The 21,694-nt window shown below is 60.6% G+C and carries 27 protein-coding genes and 1 tRNA gene; 15 read left to right on the top strand and 13 right to left on the bottom strand.

From position 1 onward, the window contains the following. Positions 1-56 precede the first annotated feature (56 nt). Positions 57-365 (bottom strand): polyhydroxyalkanoic acid system family protein, encoded by a 309-nt coding sequence (locus tag RPMA_RS08540; RefSeq protein ID WP_211912403.1) that lies wholly within the window; start codon positions 363-365, stop codon positions 57-59. Positions 366-511: 146 nt separating this feature from the next. Between RPMA_RS08540 and RPMA_RS08535 the strand changes: the two genes are divergently transcribed. After that, on the top strand, positions 512-676 hold the full coding sequence (locus tag RPMA_RS08535) for a DUF3309 family protein (protein WP_209842552.1): 165 nt from the start codon (positions 512-514) through the stop codon (positions 674-676). 63 nt (positions 677-739) lie between these two features. On the opposite strand, the gene ligD is transcribed toward RPMA_RS08535, so the two are convergent. Further along, a complete protein-coding gene (gene ligD / locus RPMA_RS08530; RefSeq protein WP_211912402.1) occupies positions 740-3,442 on the bottom strand; it encodes a DNA ligase D in 2,703 nt (900 codons plus the stop codon). A 97-nt stretch (positions 3,443-3,539) separates the two neighbouring features. Here ligD and ku point away from each other — a divergent pair, with 97 nt between their 5' ends. Both ku and RPMA_RS08520 read left to right on the top strand, forming a co-directional pair. Continuing rightward, positions 3,540-4,424: a non-homologous end joining protein Ku gene (gene ku / locus RPMA_RS08525; RefSeq protein WP_211912401.1), complete on the top strand. Its 885-nt coding sequence runs from the start codon at positions 3,540-3,542 to the stop codon at positions 4,422-4,424. A gap of 2 nt (positions 4,425-4,426) precedes the next feature. Further along, entirely contained in the window at positions 4,427-4,684 is a 258-nt protein-coding gene (locus RPMA_RS08520) for a hypothetical protein (protein ID WP_211912400.1), read from the top strand. 109 nt (positions 4,685-4,793) lie between these two features. Here the strand turns inward: RPMA_RS08520 and RPMA_RS08515 are convergent, their stop codons facing one another. Beyond that, on the bottom strand, positions 4,794-5,108 hold the full coding sequence (locus RPMA_RS08515) for a DUF6496 domain-containing protein (RefSeq protein ID WP_408056515.1): 315 nt from the start codon (positions 5,106-5,108) through the stop codon (positions 4,794-4,796). Between the two features lie 148 nt (positions 5,109-5,256). Here RPMA_RS08515 and RPMA_RS08510 point away from each other — a divergent pair, with 148 nt between their 5' ends. Continuing rightward, on the top strand, positions 5,257-5,523 hold the full coding sequence (locus tag RPMA_RS08510; protein WP_211912399.1) for a hypothetical protein: 267 nt from the start codon (positions 5,257-5,259) through the stop codon (positions 5,521-5,523). A gap of 8 nt (positions 5,524-5,531) precedes the next feature. After that, positions 5,532-6,470, top strand: coding sequence for a 4-hydroxy-tetrahydrodipicolinate synthase (gene dapA / locus RPMA_RS08505; protein WP_211912398.1), 939 nt, complete (start codon positions 5,532-5,534; stop codon positions 6,468-6,470). 11 nt (positions 6,471-6,481) lie between these two features. Here dapA and RPMA_RS08500 read toward each other — a convergent pair whose 3' ends face one another. The 4 genes from RPMA_RS08500 to RPMA_RS08485 all read right to left on the bottom strand — a co-directional run bounded on the left by RPMA_RS08500 (position 6,482) and on the right by RPMA_RS08485 (position 9,337). Continuing rightward, positions 6,482-6,745: a hypothetical protein gene (locus tag RPMA_RS08500; RefSeq protein WP_249225595.1), complete on the bottom strand. Its 264-nt coding sequence runs from the start codon at positions 6,743-6,745 to the stop codon at positions 6,482-6,484. A 137-nt stretch (positions 6,746-6,882) separates the two neighbouring features. Beyond that, entirely contained in the window at positions 6,883-7,140 is a 258-nt protein-coding gene (locus RPMA_RS08495; protein ID WP_211912397.1) for a hypothetical protein, read from the bottom strand. An 88-nt stretch (positions 7,141-7,228) separates the two neighbouring features. Beyond that, positions 7,229-8,887 carry an OFA family MFS transporter gene (locus RPMA_RS08490; protein WP_211912396.1) on the bottom strand — a complete coding sequence of 553 codons (1,659 nt, stop codon included), beginning with the start codon at positions 8,885-8,887 and terminating at the stop codon, positions 7,229-7,231. A 201-nt stretch (positions 8,888-9,088) separates the two neighbouring features. After that, positions 9,089-9,337: a sulfurtransferase TusA family protein gene (locus RPMA_RS08485; protein ID WP_211912395.1), complete on the bottom strand. Its 249-nt coding sequence runs from the start codon at positions 9,335-9,337 to the stop codon at positions 9,089-9,091. A 65-nt stretch (positions 9,338-9,402) separates the two neighbouring features. On the opposite strand from RPMA_RS08485, the gene mobA reads away from it, so the two are divergent. Together mobA and RPMA_RS08475 are read left to right on the top strand one after the other, a co-directional pair. Then, complete coding sequence (gene mobA / locus RPMA_RS08480) at positions 9,403-10,041, top strand: molybdenum cofactor guanylyltransferase MobA (protein ID WP_211912394.1); 639 nt, start codon at positions 9,403-9,405, stop codon at positions 10,039-10,041. Between the two features lie 59 nt (positions 10,042-10,100). Continuing rightward, entirely contained in the window at positions 10,101-11,309 is a 1,209-nt protein-coding gene (locus RPMA_RS08475; protein ID WP_211912393.1) for an ABC transporter substrate-binding protein, read from the top strand. Between the two features lie 99 nt (positions 11,310-11,408). On the opposite strand, the gene RPMA_RS08470 is transcribed toward RPMA_RS08475, so the two are convergent. Next, on the bottom strand, positions 11,409-12,371 hold the full coding sequence (locus RPMA_RS08470) for a TAXI family TRAP transporter solute-binding subunit (RefSeq protein WP_211912392.1): 963 nt from the start codon (positions 12,369-12,371) through the stop codon (positions 11,409-11,411). Positions 12,372-12,544: 173 nt separating this feature from the next. Between RPMA_RS08470 and RPMA_RS08465 the strand changes: the two genes are divergently transcribed. After that, positions 12,545-13,531, top strand: coding sequence for a Bug family tripartite tricarboxylate transporter substrate binding protein (locus RPMA_RS08465; RefSeq protein WP_211912391.1), 987 nt, complete (start codon positions 12,545-12,547; stop codon positions 13,529-13,531). Between the two features lie 16 nt (positions 13,532-13,547). Here the strand turns inward: RPMA_RS08465 and RPMA_RS08460 are convergent, their stop codons facing one another. Next, positions 13,548-13,760, bottom strand: coding sequence for a DUF1328 family protein (locus RPMA_RS08460; protein WP_211912390.1), 213 nt, complete (start codon positions 13,758-13,760; stop codon positions 13,548-13,550). 148 nt (positions 13,761-13,908) lie between these two features. Between RPMA_RS08460 and RPMA_RS08455 the strand changes: the two genes are divergently transcribed. Beyond that, positions 13,909-13,984: transfer RNA gene (locus RPMA_RS08455), tRNA-Ile, on the top strand. An 83-nt stretch (positions 13,985-14,067) separates the two neighbouring features. Here RPMA_RS08455 and RPMA_RS08450 read toward each other — a convergent pair. Then, positions 14,068-14,460 carry an excisionase gene (locus RPMA_RS08450; RefSeq protein WP_211912389.1) on the bottom strand — a complete coding sequence of 131 codons (393 nt, stop codon included), beginning with the start codon at positions 14,458-14,460 and terminating at the stop codon, positions 14,068-14,070. 95 nt (positions 14,461-14,555) lie between these two features. On the opposite strand from RPMA_RS08450, the gene RPMA_RS08445 reads away from it, so the two are divergent. From RPMA_RS08445 to RPMA_RS08425, 5 genes are all read left to right on the top strand, one after another. After that, positions 14,556-14,786 carry a helix-turn-helix domain-containing protein gene (locus tag RPMA_RS08445; RefSeq protein WP_211912388.1) on the top strand — a complete coding sequence of 77 codons (231 nt, stop codon included), beginning with the start codon at positions 14,556-14,558 and terminating at the stop codon, positions 14,784-14,786. 156 nt (positions 14,787-14,942) lie between these two features. Beyond that, positions 14,943-15,821 carry a hypothetical protein gene (locus RPMA_RS08440; protein WP_211912387.1) on the top strand — a complete coding sequence of 293 codons (879 nt, stop codon included), beginning with the start codon at positions 14,943-14,945 and terminating at the stop codon, positions 15,819-15,821. After that, positions 15,805-16,692, top strand: a complete 888-nt coding sequence (locus RPMA_RS08435) for a nucleotidyltransferase domain-containing protein (protein ID WP_211912386.1) — start codon at positions 15,805-15,807, stop codon at positions 16,690-16,692. The genes RPMA_RS08440 and RPMA_RS08435 overlap by 17 nt, the downstream gene beginning before the upstream one ends. Positions 16,693-17,059: 367 nt before the next feature. Beyond that, positions 17,060-17,245: a hypothetical protein gene (locus RPMA_RS08430; RefSeq protein WP_211913877.1), complete on the top strand. Its 186-nt coding sequence runs from the start codon at positions 17,060-17,062 to the stop codon at positions 17,243-17,245. Between the two features lie 78 nt (positions 17,246-17,323). After that, positions 17,324-17,800 carry a TspO/MBR family protein gene (locus RPMA_RS08425; protein ID WP_249225594.1) on the top strand — a complete coding sequence of 159 codons (477 nt, stop codon included), beginning with the start codon at positions 17,324-17,326 and terminating at the stop codon, positions 17,798-17,800. 21 nt (positions 17,801-17,821) lie between these two features. On the opposite strand, the gene RPMA_RS08420 is transcribed toward RPMA_RS08425, so the two are convergent. Together RPMA_RS08420 and RPMA_RS08415 are read right to left on the bottom strand one after the other, a co-directional pair. After that, positions 17,822-18,037: a hypothetical protein gene (locus RPMA_RS08420; RefSeq protein WP_211912385.1), complete on the bottom strand. Its 216-nt coding sequence runs from the start codon at positions 18,035-18,037 to the stop codon at positions 17,822-17,824. A gap of 108 nt (positions 18,038-18,145) precedes the next feature. Next, entirely contained in the window at positions 18,146-18,607 is a 462-nt protein-coding gene (locus RPMA_RS08415; protein WP_211912384.1) for a hypothetical protein, read from the bottom strand. A 978-nt stretch (positions 18,608-19,585) separates the two neighbouring features. Between RPMA_RS08415 and RPMA_RS08410 the strand changes: the two genes are divergently transcribed. Further along, positions 19,586-21,124 carry a hypothetical protein gene (locus tag RPMA_RS08410; RefSeq protein ID WP_211912383.1) on the top strand — a complete coding sequence of 513 codons (1,539 nt, stop codon included), beginning with the start codon at positions 19,586-19,588 and terminating at the stop codon, positions 21,122-21,124. Between the two features lie 106 nt (positions 21,125-21,230). Here the strand turns inward: RPMA_RS08410 and RPMA_RS08405 are convergent, their stop codons facing one another. Beyond that, the gene (locus RPMA_RS08405; RefSeq protein WP_211912382.1) at positions 21,231-21,680 is read right to left on the bottom strand and encodes a CoxG family protein; all 450 of its coding nucleotides are present in this window, start codon (positions 21,678-21,680) and stop codon (positions 21,231-21,233) included. Between the last annotated feature and the right edge of the window lie 14 nt (positions 21,681-21,694).

Here is a 21,694-nt window from a genome sequence, read left to right as displayed (position 1 = left end):
ACGTGTGCAGCGCACGCGGAAGCGCGCCAACTTATGCTGCAAAGCAATGCAACATCCTACTTCTTTTCCAGCAGTAGTTTCCCGCGCGATTTGATCGTTGCCTGCGCCACCTCCGCAAAACGCTGCAGCAGCCACGGCAGTGTCACCTCCACATCGACGCGGTCGTCACCCACATCCACGCGGCCCGACGCCACCTGCCCCATGGCGCGGACGCGCAGATCGAGATGGTCGCCATCCCAGCGCTCATCCTCGATCTTGACCATCGGCACATGGGTCGTGGCGCGCGCGAGCCCGCTCTTCAGGCGCCGCGCGGCTTCATCGCGGCCAAGTGCATGCGGAATGGAAACGGTGAGCGGTCGCGACATGGCAGACATCCTTGTGGTCGTCATTTCATAACGCCCATCCACCAGCAAAAGCTCCTTGCCGGTTTCAACTTTGGAACCTTGCGACAGACTGCGCGTTTTCACCGCAGCTAACAGAACGACAACTGACGAAGGCTGAGGAGAACCATATGTCGATAGGTACAATCATTCTGATCATCCTGATTATCGCCCTGCTCGGCGGCTTCAGCGGCATCGGCGGCGGGCCGTTCTACGGCACCGGCTATTATGGCGGCGGCGGCCTCGGCCTTGTGGTGGTGATCCTGCTGATCCTGCTATTGCTCGGTAAACTGTAAGCGAGATTTGAATTGAGGAGCGCGCGGTTCAAAACGAACCGCGCGTTTTTCGTGGACAGGCGCCTACTTCATCTTTCCGATCGCCGCCTTGATCGATGAGGCCGCCTTCTCGTAATTCGCCCACGCCTTGCTCTTACCGAGCAGCGCCGGCACGCTGCGCAGCGTGAACTTCTTCGGATCGAGATCGCCGCGCAATTGCGCCCAAGTCAGCGGCATCGACACGGTCGCACCCGCACGAGACCGCGGCGACAGGACGGCCACCGCCGTCGCCATGCGGTCATTGCGCAGATAATCCAAAAAAATCTTTCCGGTCCGCTTCGCCTTCGACATGTTGATCAGGTAGCGCTCCGGATCATCCGTGGCCATCTGCTGGCACACAGCCTGCGCAAAGGTCTTCGCGACTTTCCACTCCACCCGGTCGCGCGTGCCATGCTTGAGCGGCACCACCACATGCAGGCCCTTGCCGCCGGTGGTCTTGCAAAAGCTCTCCATGCCAAGCGCCGACAATCGCTCTTTCAACGCACGTGCGGCTGCGATCACCGCTGCGAATTTCACTTCGGGCGACGGATCTAGATCGAACACCAGACGGCCGGGCACGTCGGGCTCGCCCGGCGCGCAGTTCCACGGATGGAGTTCGAGCCCGCCCATTTGCGCGACGGCCGCGAGCCCTTCGATACGGTCGATTTGCAGATAGGGCTTTCGATCGCCGGAGACCTTGACGAGTTCGAGCAGGTTCGACGTCCCCGCCATGGCGTGACGCTGGAAGAATTGCTGCCCATCGATCCCATCCGGCGCGCGCACCACCGAGCATGGCCGGCCCTTCAGATGCGGCATCATCCAGTCCCCCACCGCTTCGAAATAGGCGGCGAGATCGCGCTTGGTGACCGGCTCGTCGTCCCCCGCATCCGGCCAAAGCGCCTTGTCGGGATTCGACAGCGCGACAGGCATGACGTCTGCTGATTTGGACGATGGTTTCGCAGTCTTCTTCGCCGCCTTCTTCGCCGCGCGCTTCGGCTTCGGCTTGGCGAGTGCGGTCGTCTGCGGCTCCTCCGCTTCGACCTCTTCCGCCGGCTTGTCCTTGCGCAATCCCTTGAACGATGCCTGCCGCACCATGCCTGCGCCGGTGAAGCCGGCAAATTCGATCTCTGCCACCAGCTCCGGCTTCAGCCAGTGCACGTCGCGACCTCCAGCCGGCGCGTTGTCGCCGCCGAATGGCGACTGCTTCGCGGCTGCTTTTTTGAGCGCAGGCATGATGCGCTTGACCTTGTCCGCGCCATAGCCGGTGCCGACAATGCCGACATAGACGAGATGATCGCCCTTGTGCATACCGACCATCAGCGAGCGGAAATTGCCATTGGTGGTTTTCCAGCCCCCGATCACCACCTCATGGCCGGCACGGCATTTGGCCTTGGTCCAGTTCTTCGAGCGACCGGACGCATAGGGCGCCGACAGTTTTTTCGAGACGATCCCTTCCAGTGACAGCTTGCAGGCCGATTGCAGGATGGCATCGCCACCGCTGGTGAAGTGATCGACATAGCGGATCAGCCCCTCCTTGCGGCGGCCGCGCATTTTCACCAACAACGCTTTCAGCCGCTCCTTTCGCTGTTCGAGCGGCAATTTGCGCAGGTCCTCGCCATCGGCGAACAGCAGGTCGAACACGAAGAAGATCAGCGTATCGGTCTCGCCATCGGAAAGCGCCGCCTGCAGCGCAGCGAAGTCCGGCGCGCCCGATGAATCGAGCCCGACGATCTCGCCATCAATGATGCAGTCCGGCAAGTCGGCCGCTTCCTCGGCAATGGCCGGGAAACTATCAGTCCAATCCAGCCCTTTGCGGGTTCTCAGCGTCGCAGCTCCGCTCTCGACGCGAAGCTGCATGCGATAACCGTCGAACTTGATTTCATGCGCCCAGCCCGCAGCAGACGGCGGGCGATCCACCGAGATGCACAGTTCCGGCGCGACGAAGCCAGGTATCGTCGCGGCTTTCCTTGGCGTGGCTTTCTTCGCTTTCGCGACGCGCTTGGCCGGCGCTTTTCTCGCGGCATTCGCCTTCGTCTTCACGTCCCTTTTCGCGCGCGCATCCGCGGCTTCACCTTCGCCGGAATCCCACACGGCGTCCTTCTTGATCTTCGCGGTTTTGCCAATCATGAACGGCTTTGGCGCACGGCCTTTGCCGTCCGCGATCGCCTCCATGCTGCGGCCGGAGGCCACCGAGGCATCCTCATCCAGGATCGCCGCGCCATCGCCGTCCACCGCATGTTCGTCGCGATGCTTGATCAGCAGCCAGTTGGTGCGCTTGCCGCCATTGCGGTCATGCTTCATCCGCACCAGCACAAAGCCGCCCTGCAGCTTTTCGCCGTCCAGCGTGAATTTGAGGTCGCCCTTCTTCAGACCTTTCGCGGCGTCTTCGGCATCGTAATAGCCACGGTCCCAGAGCTGCACCGTGCCGCCGCCATACTGGCCTTCCGGGATCGTCCCTTCGAAATCGCCATAGTCGAGCGGATGGTCCTCGACCTCCACCGCCAACCGCTTGTCGGCGGGATCGAGCGAAGGCCCGCGCGTCACCGCCCAGGATTTGAACACCCCGTCCATCTCCAGCCGCAGGTCGTAATGCAGCCGCGTGGCGTCGTGTTTCTGAATGACGAACCGCGGCCGTTTGGCCGGCGCAACGACGATCTTGCCGGACGGCTCCCGGGTCTGCGCGAAATCGCGCTTCTTGCGGTAAATCGATAGTTGGCGATCGGCCACGACGCATACTCCGGAGGCCATCAGGTGGGGACCGGAACCAAAACGGAGAGCCGTGGTTGAAGTTCCACGCGCGCAAGCGATTGGCGCAGCAAGCAATTTGTACCGAGTTGGAGGATGCATGGCCCCGCCCCGCGCCTATTGGAAAGGCTCCCTCAAACTGTCGCTGGTGACCTGCCCGGTGGTGCTGTACCCGGCCTCCACCACGGTGGAGAAAACCAAATTCCACATGATCAATCGCGACACCGGCAACCGGCTGAAGCAGCAGATGATCGATGCCGAGACTGGCGACGTGGTGGAAAAGGACCAGAAGACGCGCGGCTACGAGATCAGCAAGGGCGAATATGTGGAGATCGAAAAGGACGAACTCGAATCCGTCCAGATCGAGAGCAACCACACCATCGATATCGACAATTTCGTGCCGCGCGACGAGATCGACCGCCGCTATCTGAACAATCCCTATTACATCGCGCCCGATGGCAAGGCGGGCGCCGACGCCTTTGCCGTGATCCGCGACGCCATGAAGGATCAGGACCGCGTGGCACTGGCGCGCATTGTGCTCACAAATCGCGAGCATGTCATCGCCATCGAACCGCTCGGCAAGGGCCTGCTCGGCACCACATTGCGCTATCCCTATGAGGTGCGCGACGAGGCCGACTATTTCGACGACATCAAGAGCCCGAAAGTCTCCAAGGACATGATCGAGCTGGCGACGCATATCCTCGACAGCAAGGCGGCGCATTTCAATCCCGAAAAATTCAAGGATGAATATGAGACTGCATTGAAAACGTTGGTGAAGCGCAAGGCAGCGGGCAAGCCGATCAAGACAGCGCCGAAGGAGGAGAAAGACGACAATGTCGTCAGCCTCATGGACGCATTGAAGGCCAGCCTCAAGGGCGGCAAGTCCCCGACCAAGCGCGCCTCCGCTGCACGCCGGCCCGCGGCACGCAAGCGGCCGGCGAAAAAGGCCGGGCGCTCGGCGGCACGGCATCGCAAGGCAAGTTGAACATGATGACGAAATTGACATTTGCGGTGGTGATCACCGTGTTATCGACGATGCCGTCTGCGCAGGCACAACAGCTACAAGCACGCGAGTGCAATGCATCGAACATCGCCTTCGTCGCCGAGGCCATCGCGAAGATGCCGGAGGGCAAGCAGAAGAAGACCGCATCGGACGAGATCAGCGCCGCCAGCGAGAAGCTTGCGACAGGTCAGACCGATGAATGCAAGGATCACCTGCTGAAAGCGTCGTTGCAGACGAAGTGACGGACTCCCGTTTCCGTCATTGCGAGGAGCCTTTTGGCGACGAAGCAATCCATCTCTCAGAAAACTGGATTGCTTCGTCGCTATGCTCCTCGCAATGACGGGCGATAATTCATGATTTCTTTTTCGCTTTTCTCTCCTTTGTCTTCTTTTTCGTAGCAACCTTTTTGACTGTCTTCCCAGCAGATTTCTTCGCCGTCTTTTTCTTCGGCGCCTTCGGCACCTTCTTCCCTTCGGCACGCGCTTCCGACAGACCGATGGCGATCGCCTGCTTGCGGCTCGTCACCTTCTTGCCGGAACCTCCGCTTTTCAGCGTGCCCTTCTTGGCCTTCTTGACGGCACGCGCGACCTTCTTTGCAGTCGCCTTGGAATATTTCGCCATGACACGCTCCCTGACTTCGGCAGAAATTCCAATCGTCGCTGCCAATGATGGTTCCTCGCTCGCGCTCGCCACCTGCGACAATCCGGCATTTATGCCACGCCTATAACGCAGCGCTTCGCTCCATCTCGTTTTCAAACGCCCTGCCGATCATCTTGCAGCCACACGCCTGAGCGTGTTGTTGCAGGAGACCAATGTGACCAGCTTCGAACCTCCCTTGTATGGATCTGCCCTCGTCCTGATCGGCCAGAACAGCCGCGGCGAATGGGTCGCGCAGGAGCAGAGCGGCCTGTTCGGCGGTCTGTTCAAAACCCGCCACGCTGCCTTGCGCTATGCGCTGTTTGAAAACGGCCACCACCCCGACTCCATCGTTGAGACAGCGGGTCTCGTCGAGCTCGACATGAGCGCACCCTCATTTGCCGCGATGCAGCCGCTCGCACTGCCGCAGCGCCGCGTCGCCTGATCCCCGTCATGTCTGCACGCCCCCATCCGGCCCATGCAGCCTTTCATGCTCACGATTGGCTGCATGGCATCATTGCCGATCTCGCCACACCGTTTCATGCGCGTGGCGGCCTCGATCTCCTCACCTTTGCGCGGTTGTGCGAGCGCCAGGTCTGTGCCGGCGCCAGCGCCGTCGTGGTCGGCGACACCATCGGTGAAGGTGACACGCTCACCGAGGATGAGCGCATGACGCTGATCCGAACCGCCGTCGGCATCGCGCGGGGACGCCTGCGCGTCGTCGCCAGTGCTGGATCGAACTGTACGGCCCGCGCCATCGCATGGACGCGCATGGCGCAGGCGGCGGGCGCCGATGCGGCCATGTCGGTCGTGCCCTATTATAACAAGCCGACCGCGGATGGCATCGCTGCGCATTTCCACGCCATCCTCGATGCCACGACGCTGCCGGTCATCCTGCATGATGCACCCACGCGCTGCGTGCGGGCGCTGGCGGATGACACCATCATCGATCTCGCCGCCTCGTTTCGCGTCATCGGCTTGCGCGACGACAGCGGCGACGCATCGCGGCTCGCCCGCCTGCGACCGCTGCTGCCACCTGGCTTCCGGCTGCTCACGGGACAGGATGCGACATCCCTGCCCTATCTGCTCAGCGGCGGCGACGGCGTGGTGTCAGCTATCGCAAATGTCGCGCCGCAGCTCTGTCGCGGCATGTATGTCGCCGCACAAAAAGGTTGTCCGCGCTATGCGACGACGATCTCCGACATGCTGATGCCGCTGGCCGAGGCACTTTCGCCGGAGCAGGTGTCATCTGCCGTGAAACATGCACTCAGCCTGCGCGGGCTTGGACATGCGGCGGTGCGCCTGCCGCGGGTGACGCTGGATGATGCCGGGCAGCGCGTCGTCGAACGAGCGATGGAAGCGATCTGGGCCTGGCCGGATGAGGCGACGTGACAGGCACACCGCTATTTATTGCGGGAGACACGCGCCAGCTCATGTCGCGCCCGGCGCATCTTGTCGGCGACGACGGCCATATGCACGGCAGCGACCGCGCTCCGGATATGTTTCCACGTCTGCCGAATGGAGACGCGAAGCCGTTTCCACTGGATATCGCCGGAATGATGGACGATCGGCGCGTCGTTGCGGCTGATCAGATAAGCGCGATAAGCGCTGTCCGCAGAGAAATCATGCGCCTGCGTGTCGCGATTGAAGAACATTGTCATGGTCATTGTCCGTCTCATGAATGCGCCCGGCCAGACCCACCGGGACGCTTTCAAGATGCGGACAACGCCATAGGAATGCGAGACGGGACGCCATGCCGCGTCATAGGCGCGGCATAAAGACGGAGACGGTCCCGTCGTCAGGCTCAGCTCTTGGCCATGCAGTCTTCGATGTAGAACCAGCGATCATCGCCGGCGAGGCCCTTGGCCTTCACGTCCTTGCGGCAGGCTTTGAGCTTGCCCTTGTTGGCGCTCCACTTCGCCTTCATGTCCTTCAGGCTTTGCTTGGTGAGTTTCATCTTCGCAGGCGCCGGCGCAGCGGGCGCGGCTGTCTGGGCGGTGGCAATGGTGAGAGAAGCGACTGTGAAGGCAGCAGCCAGCAGGCCGGTCGTGATGCGTGTCATCGTTAACCCCCGAATGTTCTTTGTTGTGTGATGGGTGATATCGCAAAGAAAAAGGGACCGGAAGCTTTCGCTGCCGGTCCCTTCGATCTTACTGGAAGATCCTGACTGCGCTTTGCAGTGTCAGCCAGACACCCCACAGCAGCGGGATGCCCACGAACAGCCAGAACGCGCCAGCCTTGGCGTCGAGCCCGCCCTTGCCGATGCCGTAGGAGCCGCCACCGACGGACGCGGCTTCCGCGCCCTTGGCCTGCATGGCCGCGACCTCTTCCGGCTTCATGAACCAGTGGGCCGCGAGCGGCTTCACCAGCATGTTGCAGATCAGGCCCACCACCAGCATGCCGGCGAGGATATACATCGTGAAGTCATAGACCTGAGCGCGCGGCACGCCGGCGGCGATCTGGAATTCACGGATGTAGTTCACCACGACGGGGCCGATGATGCCGGCAGTCGCCCAGGCCGTCAGCAGACGGCCATGGATGGCGCCGACGAACTGGGTCCCGAAAATGTCGGCCAGATAGGCCGGCACCGTGGCAAAGCCGCCGCCATACATCGACAGGATGATGCCGATGGCAAACACGAACAGTACCTTGTTGCCCGTGGCCGCGAAGGTCGGCACCAGCGCGTAGAGAACGATGCCGAGGATGAAGAATGTATAATAGGTGTTCTTGCGGCCCATCTTGTCCGACAACGAAGCCCAGAAGAAGCGGCCACCGATGTTGAACAGCGAGATCAGGCCGGCGAAACCGGCGGCGATGCCGGCGATCGCAGTCTTCTGTGCGGCCGAGAGCTGGCTGAAGGTGACGTCGGGCGCGCCGATCAGCTTGCCCGCGAAGATTTCCTGCAGCATCGGCGAAGCCATGCCGATGACGCCGATGCCGGCGGACACATTGAGGCAGAGCACCAGCCAGATCAGCCAGAACTGCTTGGTCTTGTGCGCATTGTCGAGATGCACATGACCGGTGGTGATCATCTTGTTGGTGGTCGCCGGCGGGGTCCAGCCTTCCGGCTTCCAGTTCGGCGGCGTGATGCGATACGAGAACGCACCGATGGTCATGAATACGAAATAGATCACGCCCATGGCCAGGAAGGTCTGCCAGACGCCGACATCGGTGGGCGTCTTGAAATAGTTCATCAGGATGTTGGCGAGCGGCGAACCAATCATCGCGCCGCCGCCGAAGCCCATGATGGCCATGCCCGTGGCCATGCCGCGGCGATCCGGGAACCATTTCACCAGCGTCGAGACGGGCGAGATGTAGCCGAGACCGAGACCGATGCCGCCGATCACGCCGGAGCCGAGCCACAACAGCCAGAGCTGATGCGTGTAAACGCCGATCGCGCCGAGCGCGAGACCGCCGCACCAGCACAGCGCGGAAACGAAGCCAGCCTTGCGCGGACCGACGCGCTCGAGCCAGCCGCCCCAGATGGCAGCCGCAGCGCCAAGCAGCACGAAGAACAGCGTGTACATCCAGCCGAGGCTGGCGACCTTCCAGTTACAGTTGGTGGTGAACAGTTCGGACATCAACGACATGCCGTCGCAGACTTCCTTGGACGCCGGCGTCGGAATCGCCTGCGACAGCGGCAGCCAGAACACGCTGAAGCCGTATGCCATGCCGATACACAGATGAATGCAAAGTGCCGCAGGCGGCACCATCCAGCGATTGAAGCCCGCCGTGGCGATGATGCGCTCACGGTCCAATATGCCCGGCTTGGCGCCGGCCAGAGTTCCGGCATTGCCGATTGTTGTCATGAATTCCTCCCCTGCAGCGACCCTTCTGAGCCGAACTGCGTTTCGAAACAGTCTTGTCGTCGATCAATCCCCAGCCGCGTGCAGACGACAGATTCTCGCGCGTAGCTGATTAGAACAGGACCAAAGACCGTCACGGGAGTCGATAGGGCAAAAGTATCAATTCGCGAAATTTCTCAATTATCTCAGTGGTATACCAGAGGTTCAATCGTCATTTGCTATCGCAGCATTCATTTTTTCGATGATGAAAATGATGACGGCATCGCGGCGCTCTGACCTGTCGATGCGATCTCCGAACTGCTGCACCAGGACGGGAATGTCGATCACCGCCATCGGGTCAGTGCAGTGAACCTCGATGCGGTCGCCAACGGACAATGTCCGCAACGCCTTGCGTGTCATCAGCGCCGGCAGTGGGCATTTCAGTCCGGTGAGATCGAGTTTGGTCGCGGCCACGCAAGCGCTCCGATTGATGTGGATGCGTTATATCCGGGCGGCGGCGAATGTCATATGCAGGCGGCATGGCAACCATCGATGATCATCCACCGACACTCGGCCTGCTGCTGGCCGGCGGCCTCGCGCGCCGCATGGGCGGCGGCGACAAGCCGATGCTCACCATCGCCGGCCGTAGCATGCTGACACGGGTCGTCGATCGCTTGGCGCCGCAATGCGACGCGTTGATCCTCAACGCGAATGGCGATGCCGCGCGCTTCTCGGCGTTTGGCCTGCCGGTGGTCGCCGACAGCGTCGCGGATTTTCCCGGCCCCCTCGCCGGCATTCTCGCCGGGCTCGACTGGGCCGCCGCGCATCGGCCGGAGATCCGCTGGGTGGTGAGCGCCCCCGGCGACTGCCCGTTCCTGCCACGCGATCTCGCACCGCGTTTGCACCATGCGCGACGCGATGCGGATGCGCAGCTCGCTGTTGCGTCGTCTGCCGGACAGACGCATCCGGTGGTGGGATTATGGGACATTGCATTGCGAGATGAACTACGCGACGCGCTGGTGAAGGAGCAGCTCCGCCAGGTCGGCCGTTTCATGGCGCGCTATCGGTTGGCGACGGTGGACTGGCCGACCGAGCCGGTCGATCCGTTCTTCAATGCGAATACGGCGGAAGATCTCGGCGAAGCCGAGCGGCTCGCATTGCTCGACGACAAGGCCTGACCTAAGCTCCTTCCCAACATGCGGCCGCCACGAGCCGCAATCCATCGGGAGGACTGCTCATGCGCGGCACGCGTTTGTCCGTGATCTCTTCACTCGCCCTCGCTCTTCTCGCTTCCACCGCCTCCGCACAGGTCTCCGACGATGTCGTCAAGATCGGCGTGCTCACCGACATGAACGGCCCGGCCTCGACGCCGTCTGGCCAGGGCTCGCTCACCGCCGCGCAGATGGCGGTGGAAGATTTCGGCGGCACCGTGCTGGGCAAACCGATCAGCGTCATTGTCGGCGACCACCAGCTCAAGCCCGATGTCGGCGCCGCTTTGGCGCGACGCTGGTACGATGTCGACCAGGTCGATCTCATCGTCGATGTCCCCGTCTCTGCCGTCGGCCTTGCCGTGCAGAATGTCGCCAATGACCGCAAGCGGCTGTTCATCACGCATTCCACCGGTGCTGCGGATTTCCATGGCAAGTTCTGCTCGCCCTATACGATGCAATGGGTGTTCGACACCCGTGCGCTCGCCGTCGGCACCGCGCAGGAGGTGGTGAAGCGCGGCGGCGACAGCTGGTTCTTCATCACCGATGACTATGCGTTCGGCCATGCGCTGGAGCGCGATGCGGCCGCTGTCGTGACCAAGACAGGCGGCAAGGTGATCGGCTCGGTGCGCCCGCCCTTCGGTGCCTCGGACCTGTCGTCATTCGTGCTGCAGGCGCAGGCTTCGAAAGCGAAGATCATCGGCATTGCGGCGGGCCCGCCGAACAACATCAACGAGATCAAGACGGCCGGCGAATTCGGCGTGTTCAAGGGCGGCCAGCAGATGGCGGCATTGCTGGCGCTGATCACCGACATCGACTCGCTGGGATTGCAGACGGCGCAGGGCCTGCTGCTGACCACATCCTTCTACTGGGACATGGACGACAAGACCCGCGCCTGGTCGAAGCGCTATTTCGACAAGATGAAGCGCATGCCCACCATGTGGCAGGCCGGCGTCTATTCATCGACCATGGTCTATCTCAACGCCATCAAGGAGGCCGGCACGGATGATCCGCTGAAGGTCGCTGCGAAAATGCGCGAGAAGCCGATCGAGGATTTTTTCGCGCGTAACGGCAAGCTGCGCGAGGACGGCTTGATGGTGCACGACCTCATGCTGGTGCAGGTGAAATCGCCGGAGGAATCGAAATATCCGTGGGACTACTACAAGATCCTCGCGAAGATTTCCGGCGAGGACGCGTTCGGCCCGCCGGATCCGGCGTGTGTGTTTGGGAAGAAGTAGGTGCTCGTCATTGCGAGGAGCCCCTTGGCGACGAAGCAATCCAGCCTTCGCTTGCGGCCCTGGATTGCTTCGTCGCTACGCTTCTCGCAATGACGACAACTACTTCACCACCCCGATTTCCCGAAAATACTTCAACACGCCCGGATGGATCATCGCGAGCTCCGGCGCGGCGCTTACCGTATTCCCGGCCGTCGTCTCCTTCGCCTGCGCGAGTTTCGCGCCCAGCGTCGCCTCCGCGCCGTGCAGCGTCTTCGCCAGACGATAGGCCACGTCGTCCGGCAGCGTCTCGCGCGCGAGGATGTAGCTCCACGATCCCACCGAGGCGATCGGCGCCGGCTGGTTCGGATAGCTGTTCGCCCCCACCAGCAGCGGCTTGAGGAAACTGTGCTTGGCCCTGATCTGCGCGATCTCCCCCGCATCCGGCGCGATGAAACGCGCGCCGCCGGGGCTCTCGCTCATGGCCTTGAAGCCGGGCCAGCCGATACCGGCGCCCCATAGGGCAGCCACGCGGCCGTCCAGCACCATGGCCGGACCATCGCCCGCACGATCGAGATAGACCGCCTGGAAATCCTTGTCCTGATCGAGGCCGAGCCCGTCCAGCACATAGCGCGACAGGAACACCAGCCCCGAGCCCTTGGCGCCGAACGCCACGGGCTTGCCGACGAGATCGCGGATCGTCTTGTAAGGACTGTCCGCGCGGACCACGAACATGCCGGGATTTGAATAGAGCGCGGTCAGGATCTTCAGCTTTGTCGGCGCCCGCTTGATGCCCTTGAAGGCTTCATAGGCCGGCTCGCCCGCCACTAGCGCGAGATCCAGCTTCCCTTCTTCCAGCAGCGGGATGTTCTCGGTAGAGCCCTTGGTGTTCTGCGTCTTCAGTTGCAGACCGGGATCGGCGGCATTCATCACCTCCGCAAAGGCATCCCCATAGAGCGGAAAGCCGCCGCCCGGCGTCGCCGTGCCCAGGCTGAGGGTATTGGACGACATCGGCTTCGCTCCCTGCTGCGCCAGCGCACTGCCCGTCATCAGCACGGCCGCGCACATCCATATGACGATCTTCATGAGACATCCTGACGCGATGGCGACGACGATGCAGCTACAGATAGGCAAAGCCCGGATTCTATGAAAGCATGCGAATAACGGGCGGAAAAGCCCGATCAACGCCGCGCAGCCATGTCGATCATGATCGTGCAGATCAGATCGGCACCGATGCGGTTACAACACTGGGAGGGATCATGTTCGCATCTTTGCGTGCGAGGACGCGTCGCGTCGTCGCTGTTTGTGCCGTCGCCCTGATCGGTTTCACCGCCACCCCCGCATCCGCTGCCGGCTATCCGGACCGCCCGGTGCGCTGGCTGATCGGCTTTGCCGCCGGCGGCCCCGTAGACATCGTCGCCCGCATCATGGCGCAGTGGCTGTCGGATCACTTCAACCAGCAATTCATCGTCGAGAACCGCGCCGGCTCCGGCGGCAATCTCGCCGCGGCGGCGGCGGCCACCGCAGCGCCCGACGGCTATACGCTGCTGTTCGTCGCGCCGAACAATGCGATCTCCACCTCGCTCTACAAGAAGCTGCCCTTCGACTTCATGCGCGACATCGCGCCGGTCGCCAGCATCATGCAGCTCACCAATATGCTGGTGGTGTCGAACGCTTTCCCGGCCAAGACCGTGAAGGAATTCGTCGATTACTGTCTCGCCAATCCGGGCAAGATCTCCTACGCCTCATCGGGCAACGGCACGTCAGTGCATATGTCGGCCGAATTGTTCAAGGCGATGACGAAATGCGACATGACGCATGTGCCCTATCGCGGCTCGGCCATTGCCTTCCCCGACATCATCTCCAACAAGGTGCAGCTGATCTTCGACAACCTGCCGACGGCGCTCGAACAATCCCGCGGCGGCAATGTCCGCGCCCTCGGCGTCACCTCGCCGCAGCGCTGGCCGAGCGTGCCGGATGTGCCGGCCATCGCCGAGACCGTGCCGGGCTTCGAATCCATCGGTTTCTACGGCATTGGCGCCCCCAAAGGTACGCCGCCGGAGATCATCGCCACGCTCAACAAGGCCGTGGGTGAAGCGCTGAAGGACCCCAAGCTGATCGCACGACTCGCCGACACTGGCGGCGTGCCGAAGCCGATGACCCCCGAGGAATTCGGCAAGTTCGTCGGCAACGAAACCGAGAAATGGCGCAAGGTGGTGGACTTCGCGAAAGTCTCGGTGGACTGACGCGACGCCCAGGGGCCTACACGCTGACAGCGACCAGCGCCGGCAGCATTTCCGAATGACTGACGGCGCCGGCCACCAGCCAGGCGAAGCCGAGCAAGGCCAGGAAGCCGAGGAAGAACAGGCCGAACAGGATCAGGGAAATCTTCTTGGCAAAGGCGGAGATATTGGTGAAGCCGAGCCCGCCGGCAATCAGCGATATGATCAGAGAAATAATGGCCCAGCGCAGCATCCCGGCTCCCCCGCTTTGAAAATGCGGACGGAAACGCCGTCTGAACACCAAAGTTCCGCTCTGCGCGGTCCCGGCATTGCGGGGCGGCGGCGAGCCATATAAGGAGAACCCAGCACCGCCGTCCCCGTGCCCTGCGCTGGACGCCGGCGGGCCTATAGCTCAATGGTTAGAGCCGACCGCTCATAACGGTCTGGTTCCAGGTTCGAGTCCTGGTGGGCCCACCAATGATTTCAATGGGTTACGAGCAAAAATTTCCAGTGTAAAGATCTACGGTACAGGTGTCGGTACAGGTTGGTTCCACATAAATTCAACCATCTCGAATTGACTTCTTCTTTCCTTTCGCCATTCGCGCTTGCTGACGCTTTGCTCGACTACGCTCAAGATCAGCCTTCACAAGGCGTAGTAATGCCGAGCTTGCAGCGTGCGTTTCTTTCGCGGCGATGGACGCAACATCGCGCTGAGTCAGCGTCTCCGACGCTGCAGTATCCATCGGATTACTCCTGCATCGCTCTCGCATTCGTTCGATGGCAGCAAGCGTCGTGAAGTGTTTTCCGGCTATGAGTTCGACCTCCAAGCGCCCGCGAGCGATCTCCTTCCTGAGACCTGCAACAGTTAGGCCCCCTGCCGGAAATGCTGCCTTCACTGCTACCTCCAAGCGCAGCGGAGCATTTGGTGTAAACTTGCTGTGCTCTTCGTCCAAGTCCGGGTCTCCATCACGCGGCGCTATGCTCACTACATGATTCTTGAATACTATAGTCTGTGGAACTTTAGTGTTCAGCAGACGACGATGAGAATGTGGAAAACTCTAATGTCGCGTTCGGAAAAGTTCTCGCTTCGCTGAGACAGTCTGCCCGCCTCTCACAGGAGGAACTGGCAGAGCGTGCAGATATTCATCGGACATACGTGAGTCAGGTCGAACGAGGCCTAAAATCCCCGACGTTGATAGTTCTTTTCCGACTGGCGAGCGCGCTCGAGACAACACCCAGCAGAATACTTAAGCAGGTAGAAGCGAAGGTCAGCCTTTGAAGGTCGGGCTTCGTGCCTGGAGGCTTCCCCGGCCAATCTCCCAGCATCATCGCCAGCGGAGCGATCCGAAAAGACGCGGTGGACAGTGATCATCGACGCCTACTCGGCACCTCGTTTTTGCTGTAAAGATTGAGCTTTACAACCGTAAGGATTTTGATGTCTCTTTCATCGGCAAACCTTGTCGGCTATCTCCGCGCGGAATTTGCAAAGAGTGCTACGTACCGACTCTGGCTCTTCATCTTGCAGCTCGCTGCAGCAGTGCCCGCCGCAGTCGCCGTCCTGATCCCGGACCATCATAGCGACGCACTGTATTGCCTCGCCTTCTTGGGGACTGCGCTTATTGTAGTTTGGTGGTTTGTAAATGCACGTTACACCCGCATACGAGGTGCAGGACAGGCAGCGCTGCGAGGCGCTCTTCTGTTAGGTGGATTAAACACTTCACTTTCGCCAAGCGAAGCGCATGCGCTTCGTGAACGCTTCACCGTTTCTCCCAGTGAGGCAGCTAAGTGTGAAAAATCCGACTATTACGCAACGAAGCTTCCGCCTGGGCCAGCGCGCCTAGGAGAAATGCTTGAGGAGTCGGCCTTTTACAGTGAGCGCTTACAACGAATGAGCGCGCTTGTCATGCTAATCATCTTAGTTGGCTTCGCAGTTATATGTGCTGCAATTGCGTTTGGAGTAACGCCTTATGTTGGACGTGACACGGGGCAAGCTATCGTACGCGTAGTTCTCGCCCTCCTTGTTTTCGCAATGTCTGCAGACGTCTTCGGAGCATACCGGGCACATCGCGATGCAGCCAAAGAAATACGAGATGTTCGACAGCGTCTGATTACAGCTGATGCGGCCGCGTACCCTCTCGCTGACGTGCTTCTTGCTTATGCAGATTATCATAGTGCTGTCGAAGCAGCGCCCGAAAGCGTTCCACGAGCGTACGCAATGCAGGCCGATAAATTGAACGAAGGATGGGCAGCCTATCAACAAGATCGGGAAGAACGACGAGCAGCCCAGGAGCAGCCCAATGCCCTTAACGGTTGAGGATGCATTCGAGGCATTTCTCGTTACTCTAACAACATCTCGGCAAGAAACTCAAAGCGCGGCCTCCCATCGCGCTTCAGTGGAGGCAAAACTCAAAGCTGATTTCGAGCTTATTACAATGTTCCGTACTGGATCATTCGGCGCGGCAACCAACATACGCGGCTATAGCGACGTCGATTATTTTGCCGTCATTCCGACAAAAAATCTGAAAGCCAATTCGGCCTCGACGCTTACAGCGGTGGCTGCCTCCATGCGATCAAGGTTTCCCAATACGGCAAACATCCGCGTAAGCGGACCGGGAGTACAAATACCGTTTGGTGATGAAGGCGCAGAGCGCGTCGAGATCATCCCGGTCGACGCAACAGGTCAGACAAAGCTTGGTTTTCGTCAATTCGACATGCCCGACGAGAACGGAGGGTGGAAATTTAGTGCGCCCGAGTCGCACAAGGAATGGGTCGACTCGCTCGACAGGAAGCTAGATGGAAAACTCAAACCGCTAATCAGGCTTGTGAAAGCCTGGAAATTCTACCGGAACGTTCCCATTCGATCATTCTATCTCGAGATGCGTACAGCCGAACTGATGAGAAACGAGAGTGTCATCATCTATGACATTGATCTCAAAAACGTCCTGAAAACTTTGTGGAACGATCAACTTGCTGGCGTACCAGATCCAAGATTTCCAGATGATCAGTTCGTACTAAGCGCATGCTCCAGCGTTACTTCAAGAGCAGATGCCTTGAGCAAACTCAGCAACGCAGCCACATGGTCCGATCAAGCTGCCCAAGAAAAGAATGCAGGCAAACCCGCAGCTGCAATAGCGAAGCTGAATCTCCTCTACGCTGACCGCTTTCCAAAATTCGGACTATTGTGACCTAAGCAAGTCTTAACCTAGCGAGGGGAATGCATGTGCACGAATGCAAATGAGCGCGCATAAACAGCAACAAACGTGCAAGAAAAGCAAATGTGTTTGCGTGATTTTCACAACACCATTTGCAATGCAAACGTTTGATTTGATTTATATTTTTTGATCCTGCGCGGGGGATCGCTCATAACGGTCTGGTTCCAGGTTCGAGTCCTGGTGGGCCCACCAATGGTTTGAATGGTCTGTTTGCGCTCCTCACCGGACCACATAGATTCGCCAAAAGCGCTTCGCTTGCCCCGAGCTGGGTCCCGACCTACTTCGACATCTCACGATATAAGCGCGAAGAGATGCCTGGCCAGAAACAACGGAGCAGCGCGTGGCTGAACATGAACCCATCACCCATCCCGAAGAGATGCGCGCGGCTGGTGAAATCCAGATCGGCAAATACATCGATCTCCGGGGCACCGCGCGCGTGACACCGGCTGGATTGATCTGCGCTGGCATCGCCGGCGTGGCCATCTTGCTTGCGGCGGCTGCCTTGGTACGTGCGTCGCGGCGCTAGCCTGTTTCGAAAGACGGCAGCGAGCGGCGTGATTACTGAACACCTGAGCGCCGATCCATCGGACCATTGGAGATTCCCGTGCCCAACAGCAGATCACTGATCGCGCTCGCCGTCGCTCTCGCCGCTTGTTTTGCAGTGGCGGCGCTGGGCGCGACCGTTACGACGCCCGAGATTCCGACCTGGTATGCCGGGCTGCAGAAGCCATCATGGACGCCGCCACGGATCGCTTTTCCCATCGTGTGGCCGATCCTCTATTTCTTGATGGCCATTGCGGTCTGGCGCTTTTGGGAAGCCATGCCATCGCGTGCTCGGACGGCGGCGCTTCTGTTGTTCGTTGTGCAGCTGGCGCTCAATGCGATCTGGTCCCAGGTATTTTTCGGGCTGCATAGCATTGCTGGCGGGCTGGTCGTGATCCTATTGCTGGATCTTGTTCTGGCAGCCACTATCGTCGTTGGAAGTCGGGTCGACCGGATCGCAGCCGGCCTGCTTCTACCCTACATCGCATGGACGATCTTCGCGACGGCCCTGAACGGCCGCATCTGGATGATCAATTGAGCTATCCCGACACGACGCCGATCACTTCGGCTGAACCGGCGCCTTGCCGAGATCCTTCTCATGTATCGGGACCTCGCTGGGCTTGACCTGCCCCGACTGCTGCGCACGCGTGTCTTGTGCGTGTTGCATGTTCAGGCCGACGAACATCGTCACAATCATCAGCGCGACGATGATGCCGGCGATCACGATGAACTTGCTCGCACCACGCGGGGGCGGCGTCGGACGACCTTCTGCCATATAGCTGCGCTTTCGATTGCCATGATGTCGATGAGGGAACACCGACGGGATTGCATCGTTCCAGCGCATAAGCAGGCAGAAGGACGCGTCGATCAGCTTGCGGTCCCGCTATGGACAGGCAGGATATCCGAAACGCCGGATCATCTCGTCACCGGAAATAGTGTGAAAATCAAACCTGTCCATATAGCCATTGCTGGTCAGATATTTGCGCAGCGCGGGCTTGTAGGCGTTGAGCATCTGCCCGGTGTAATAGGGATCGACGCCCCGCCTCGGATTGCCGCCAGCGTGGAAGGCCAAACTCGCGCCGGGCGCGATGCAGACCTTTCGCACGCGCAGGAACATCGTGCATGCAGAGGGGCAATGCGTATCGATGCGAAATCGTTCGCCTGACGCATTGTAGCGACTGGCGGTCGCCTGAAACTGCTTGAACATTTCAGCAGACGGCGCCCCGTGGCCCATACCGATGGCCGCAAGAGACACATCCGCGATCGCTGACGTGCTGAAAATGCAGCAGGCAGTGATCAAAGACGCCAGGCTGGCGCCTCCCGCGATCCACATCCGTTTGGGCATAGGCTCCTCCTCAATGTTTTGGTTCTCAAATTTGAAGAACGTTGCCGTGCCCGATCATCGTGTCAAGCGCTCACGCACCGCCATGCGCTCGATATCGCCAGGCATTGCCGCTTGTTGCAAAATCAGACGTCGCGGATAGTCTCGACGTTTTGATATTGCGGATTTTGGAGTTCAAATGATCAAGTCAGTTTTCGCTGCCGGCGTTGCGGCCTTTTTATTGTTTGATGCCAGCGCCGCTTTCGCAAACGGCATGGACGGACGGCCGCGCCCTGGCGATTGCAATACAGCAGACTGCCGCCAGAACTTCGGCCTGCCCGGACGTGGCGGCGGCGGAGGTCGCATGATGGGCGGTGGAGGCGGTGGCGGTGCTTGCGCAAGTGACATCGCGACATTCTGCAGTCACGCTGCAAACGATCCCGACGCCCGCAGATCGTGCATGCGCCAGCATCGATCGCAACTGTCGCCTGGCTGTATCGCCGCGGCCCGGAGCCGTCGTGGTGGCGGAATCTAGATCGCTCCGCGACGGCCCTTAACCACGCCCATTCAGATTAGATGCCTTCTGATGGCGTCCAGTGGGACCGCGTAATAAGATACCCACGTTGTAAAAGTTCATTGTGCGGGTCCGATGTTCGACCTTCCTTCAATTGCATTCCTCGGATTTTGTCTGCTGGCCCTCGTTGTCAGCCTGTCCGATCGCTTCATGAAATGCTGATGCGCTATTGGCCATAGGCCAATAGCGAACGCGCACGTGATCGTTGCGACGTTCCTGCCAGCAGCATGTCTGTGTGTTCGACTGCTGATCGGTAGCATCTTCCGTGCAGTTCCCGGCGCGCCGCTTTCGAACTGATTTTGATGCGTAGTGCACTCAAACCATTAGCCTGAGATTTGCCCTGTCTGCCTCCGTGCGCAGCCATGGCGAAACGTTGCGCGTCTTTCACGATTTCTCCCGCGGTGCTGATCGACAACGGAGAAGTACAGATGTCCCAGGCGTACGAAACATCTTACGACGGCAACACGAAATACGTTTATGTCCCGGGCGGAGCCGGTGCCACGCCTCCGCCCGCCAGCGGTGATCCATCGTCGCCTGGTGGAGGCGGCAACACCGGCGGAAGTGGAAGCAATCCCGGTGGAGGCAATGCAGGCGGTGGCAATACCGGCGGATCCGGTGATGGCGGCGGTACGGGTGGCTCGGTGATCGGCATCGATCCGATTCTGACCGTCGGCGTTGGTGGCGACAACGGAAGCGGCCTGTCTGTGAACGTCCTTACGCCGCCCGATCCGACTGACACCGGCGGCCTCAATCTGAACGTCATCGGCGATGGTGACGGTCAGAACCTGCTCGATGTCGGCGTGCTGCCGGGAGCGGGCGGCCTTCTCCCTGGTCTCGTACCGGGTCTTGGCGGCGACGGATCGGATGGTCCTGTCGGCGGCCTGATCGGAAGCGACGGCTTGCTGGGTGGCCTGCTTGGCGGCGGTGAAAATGGCTCGATCGGTATCGATCCGCTTCTCACAGTGAATCCCGGCGGACAGGATGGCACCGGTCTTTCGTTGAATGTGCTGGCAGAGCCAAATGCGAGCGACACAGCCGGCCTCAACCTGAATGTGCTCGACACCGGTGACGGCCAGAACCTGCTCGATGTCGGCCTGTTGCCGGGCGCTGGCGGCCTTCTTCCCGGTCTCGGTGGTGACGGATCGAATGGTCCCGTCGGCGGCCTGATCGGTGGCGACGGCCTGCTGGGTGGCCTTCTCAACGGTGGTGAAAATGGTTCGATCGGCATCGATCCCCTTCTCACCGTGAACCCTGGCGGACAGGACGGCACCGGTCTCTCGGTGAATGTGCTGGCAGAGCCGAATGCTGACGACACGAATGCACTGAACCTGAACCTGCTCGACAGCGGCGATGGGCAGCACCTGCTGGATGTCGGCCTGCTCCCCAATGACGGTGGCCTCGGCCTGCCCGGCCTTGGTGGTGACGGGGCGGGCAATCCGGTCGGCAACCTGCTCGGTAGCGACGGCCTGGTCGGCGGTCTGCTTGGCGGGCTCGGCGGCGATGGCGCCTTGCTGTCGGGCGTCGTCGGCAATCCCGGTGCTTCGCCGACAGGTCACCTGATCGATGTCGATCTCGGTCCTGAAAGCACGAACGGCCTGGGCCTCGACCTGCTGTCGACGCCGGGCGCTGATCCGAACCATACCGTGAGTGTCAACGCGATCGACGTGGGCCCCAATGGACAGCAACTGCTCGGTCTCGGTGCACTCACAGGATCGGGAATCCTCGACATCCCTGCCCTCGGCGGCTCCGGCACCGATGGACTGACCGGCAGCCTGCTCGGCAGCAACGGCCTCATCGGCGGATTGCTCGGCGGCACCGGCCTTGCGGGCGGCTTGCTGAACGGCGACGTCGCGTCAGGCAATACGGTGTCCGCGCCAATCGATATCTCGGCGTTGACCGATATCCTGACGGCACCGCTCGGTGGCGAGCATGGCTTGCTCGATCTTCAGGGCGCTCACATTCTCTGAGCATCCATGACGGAGTGCCGCCCAAGAATGAAAAGCCTCGGATCTCAACGATCCGAGGCTTTTCAAATATCAGATGATATGAGCGAGTAGACTAGCTTTCGCGCGGCTAATTCGCGCCGGAGACAACGGCGCCGAATTTGGTGAAGAACTCGCCCGCCAGCTTCTTGGCTGTCGCATCGATCAGGCGACCGCCGAGCTGGGCGAGCTTGCCGCCGATCTGCGAGTCGACCTGATAGTGCAGGATCGTCTCGTTGTCGCCGACCGCTTCCAGCTGGATCGCCGCACCGCCCTTGGCGAAACCGGCGACGCCGCCGGAGCCTTCGCCGGTGATCTTGTAGCCGTTCGGCGGATCGAGATCGCTGAGCGTGACCTTGCCGCCGAAGGTTGCCTTCACCGGGCCGACCTTGATGACGACCTTAGCCGTCATCTCCGTCGGCGACGTCATCTCCAGCTCCTGGCAACCGGGAATGCACTGCTTCAGCACGTCGGGATTGTTGAGCGCGGCCCACACGGCTTCGCGCGAGGCCGGAATGGTCTGGCTGTCATTCATCTGCATGGGATTGATCCTCA

It is taken from the genome of Tardiphaga alba, from assembly GCF_018279705.1.
In the GTDB taxonomy this organism is placed as follows: Bacteria; Pseudomonadota; Alphaproteobacteria; order Rhizobiales; family Xanthobacteraceae; genus Tardiphaga; species Tardiphaga alba.
The sequence above is the reverse complement of the archived record's forward strand: the minus strand, read 5'-3'. Positions and strand labels throughout refer to the sequence as shown.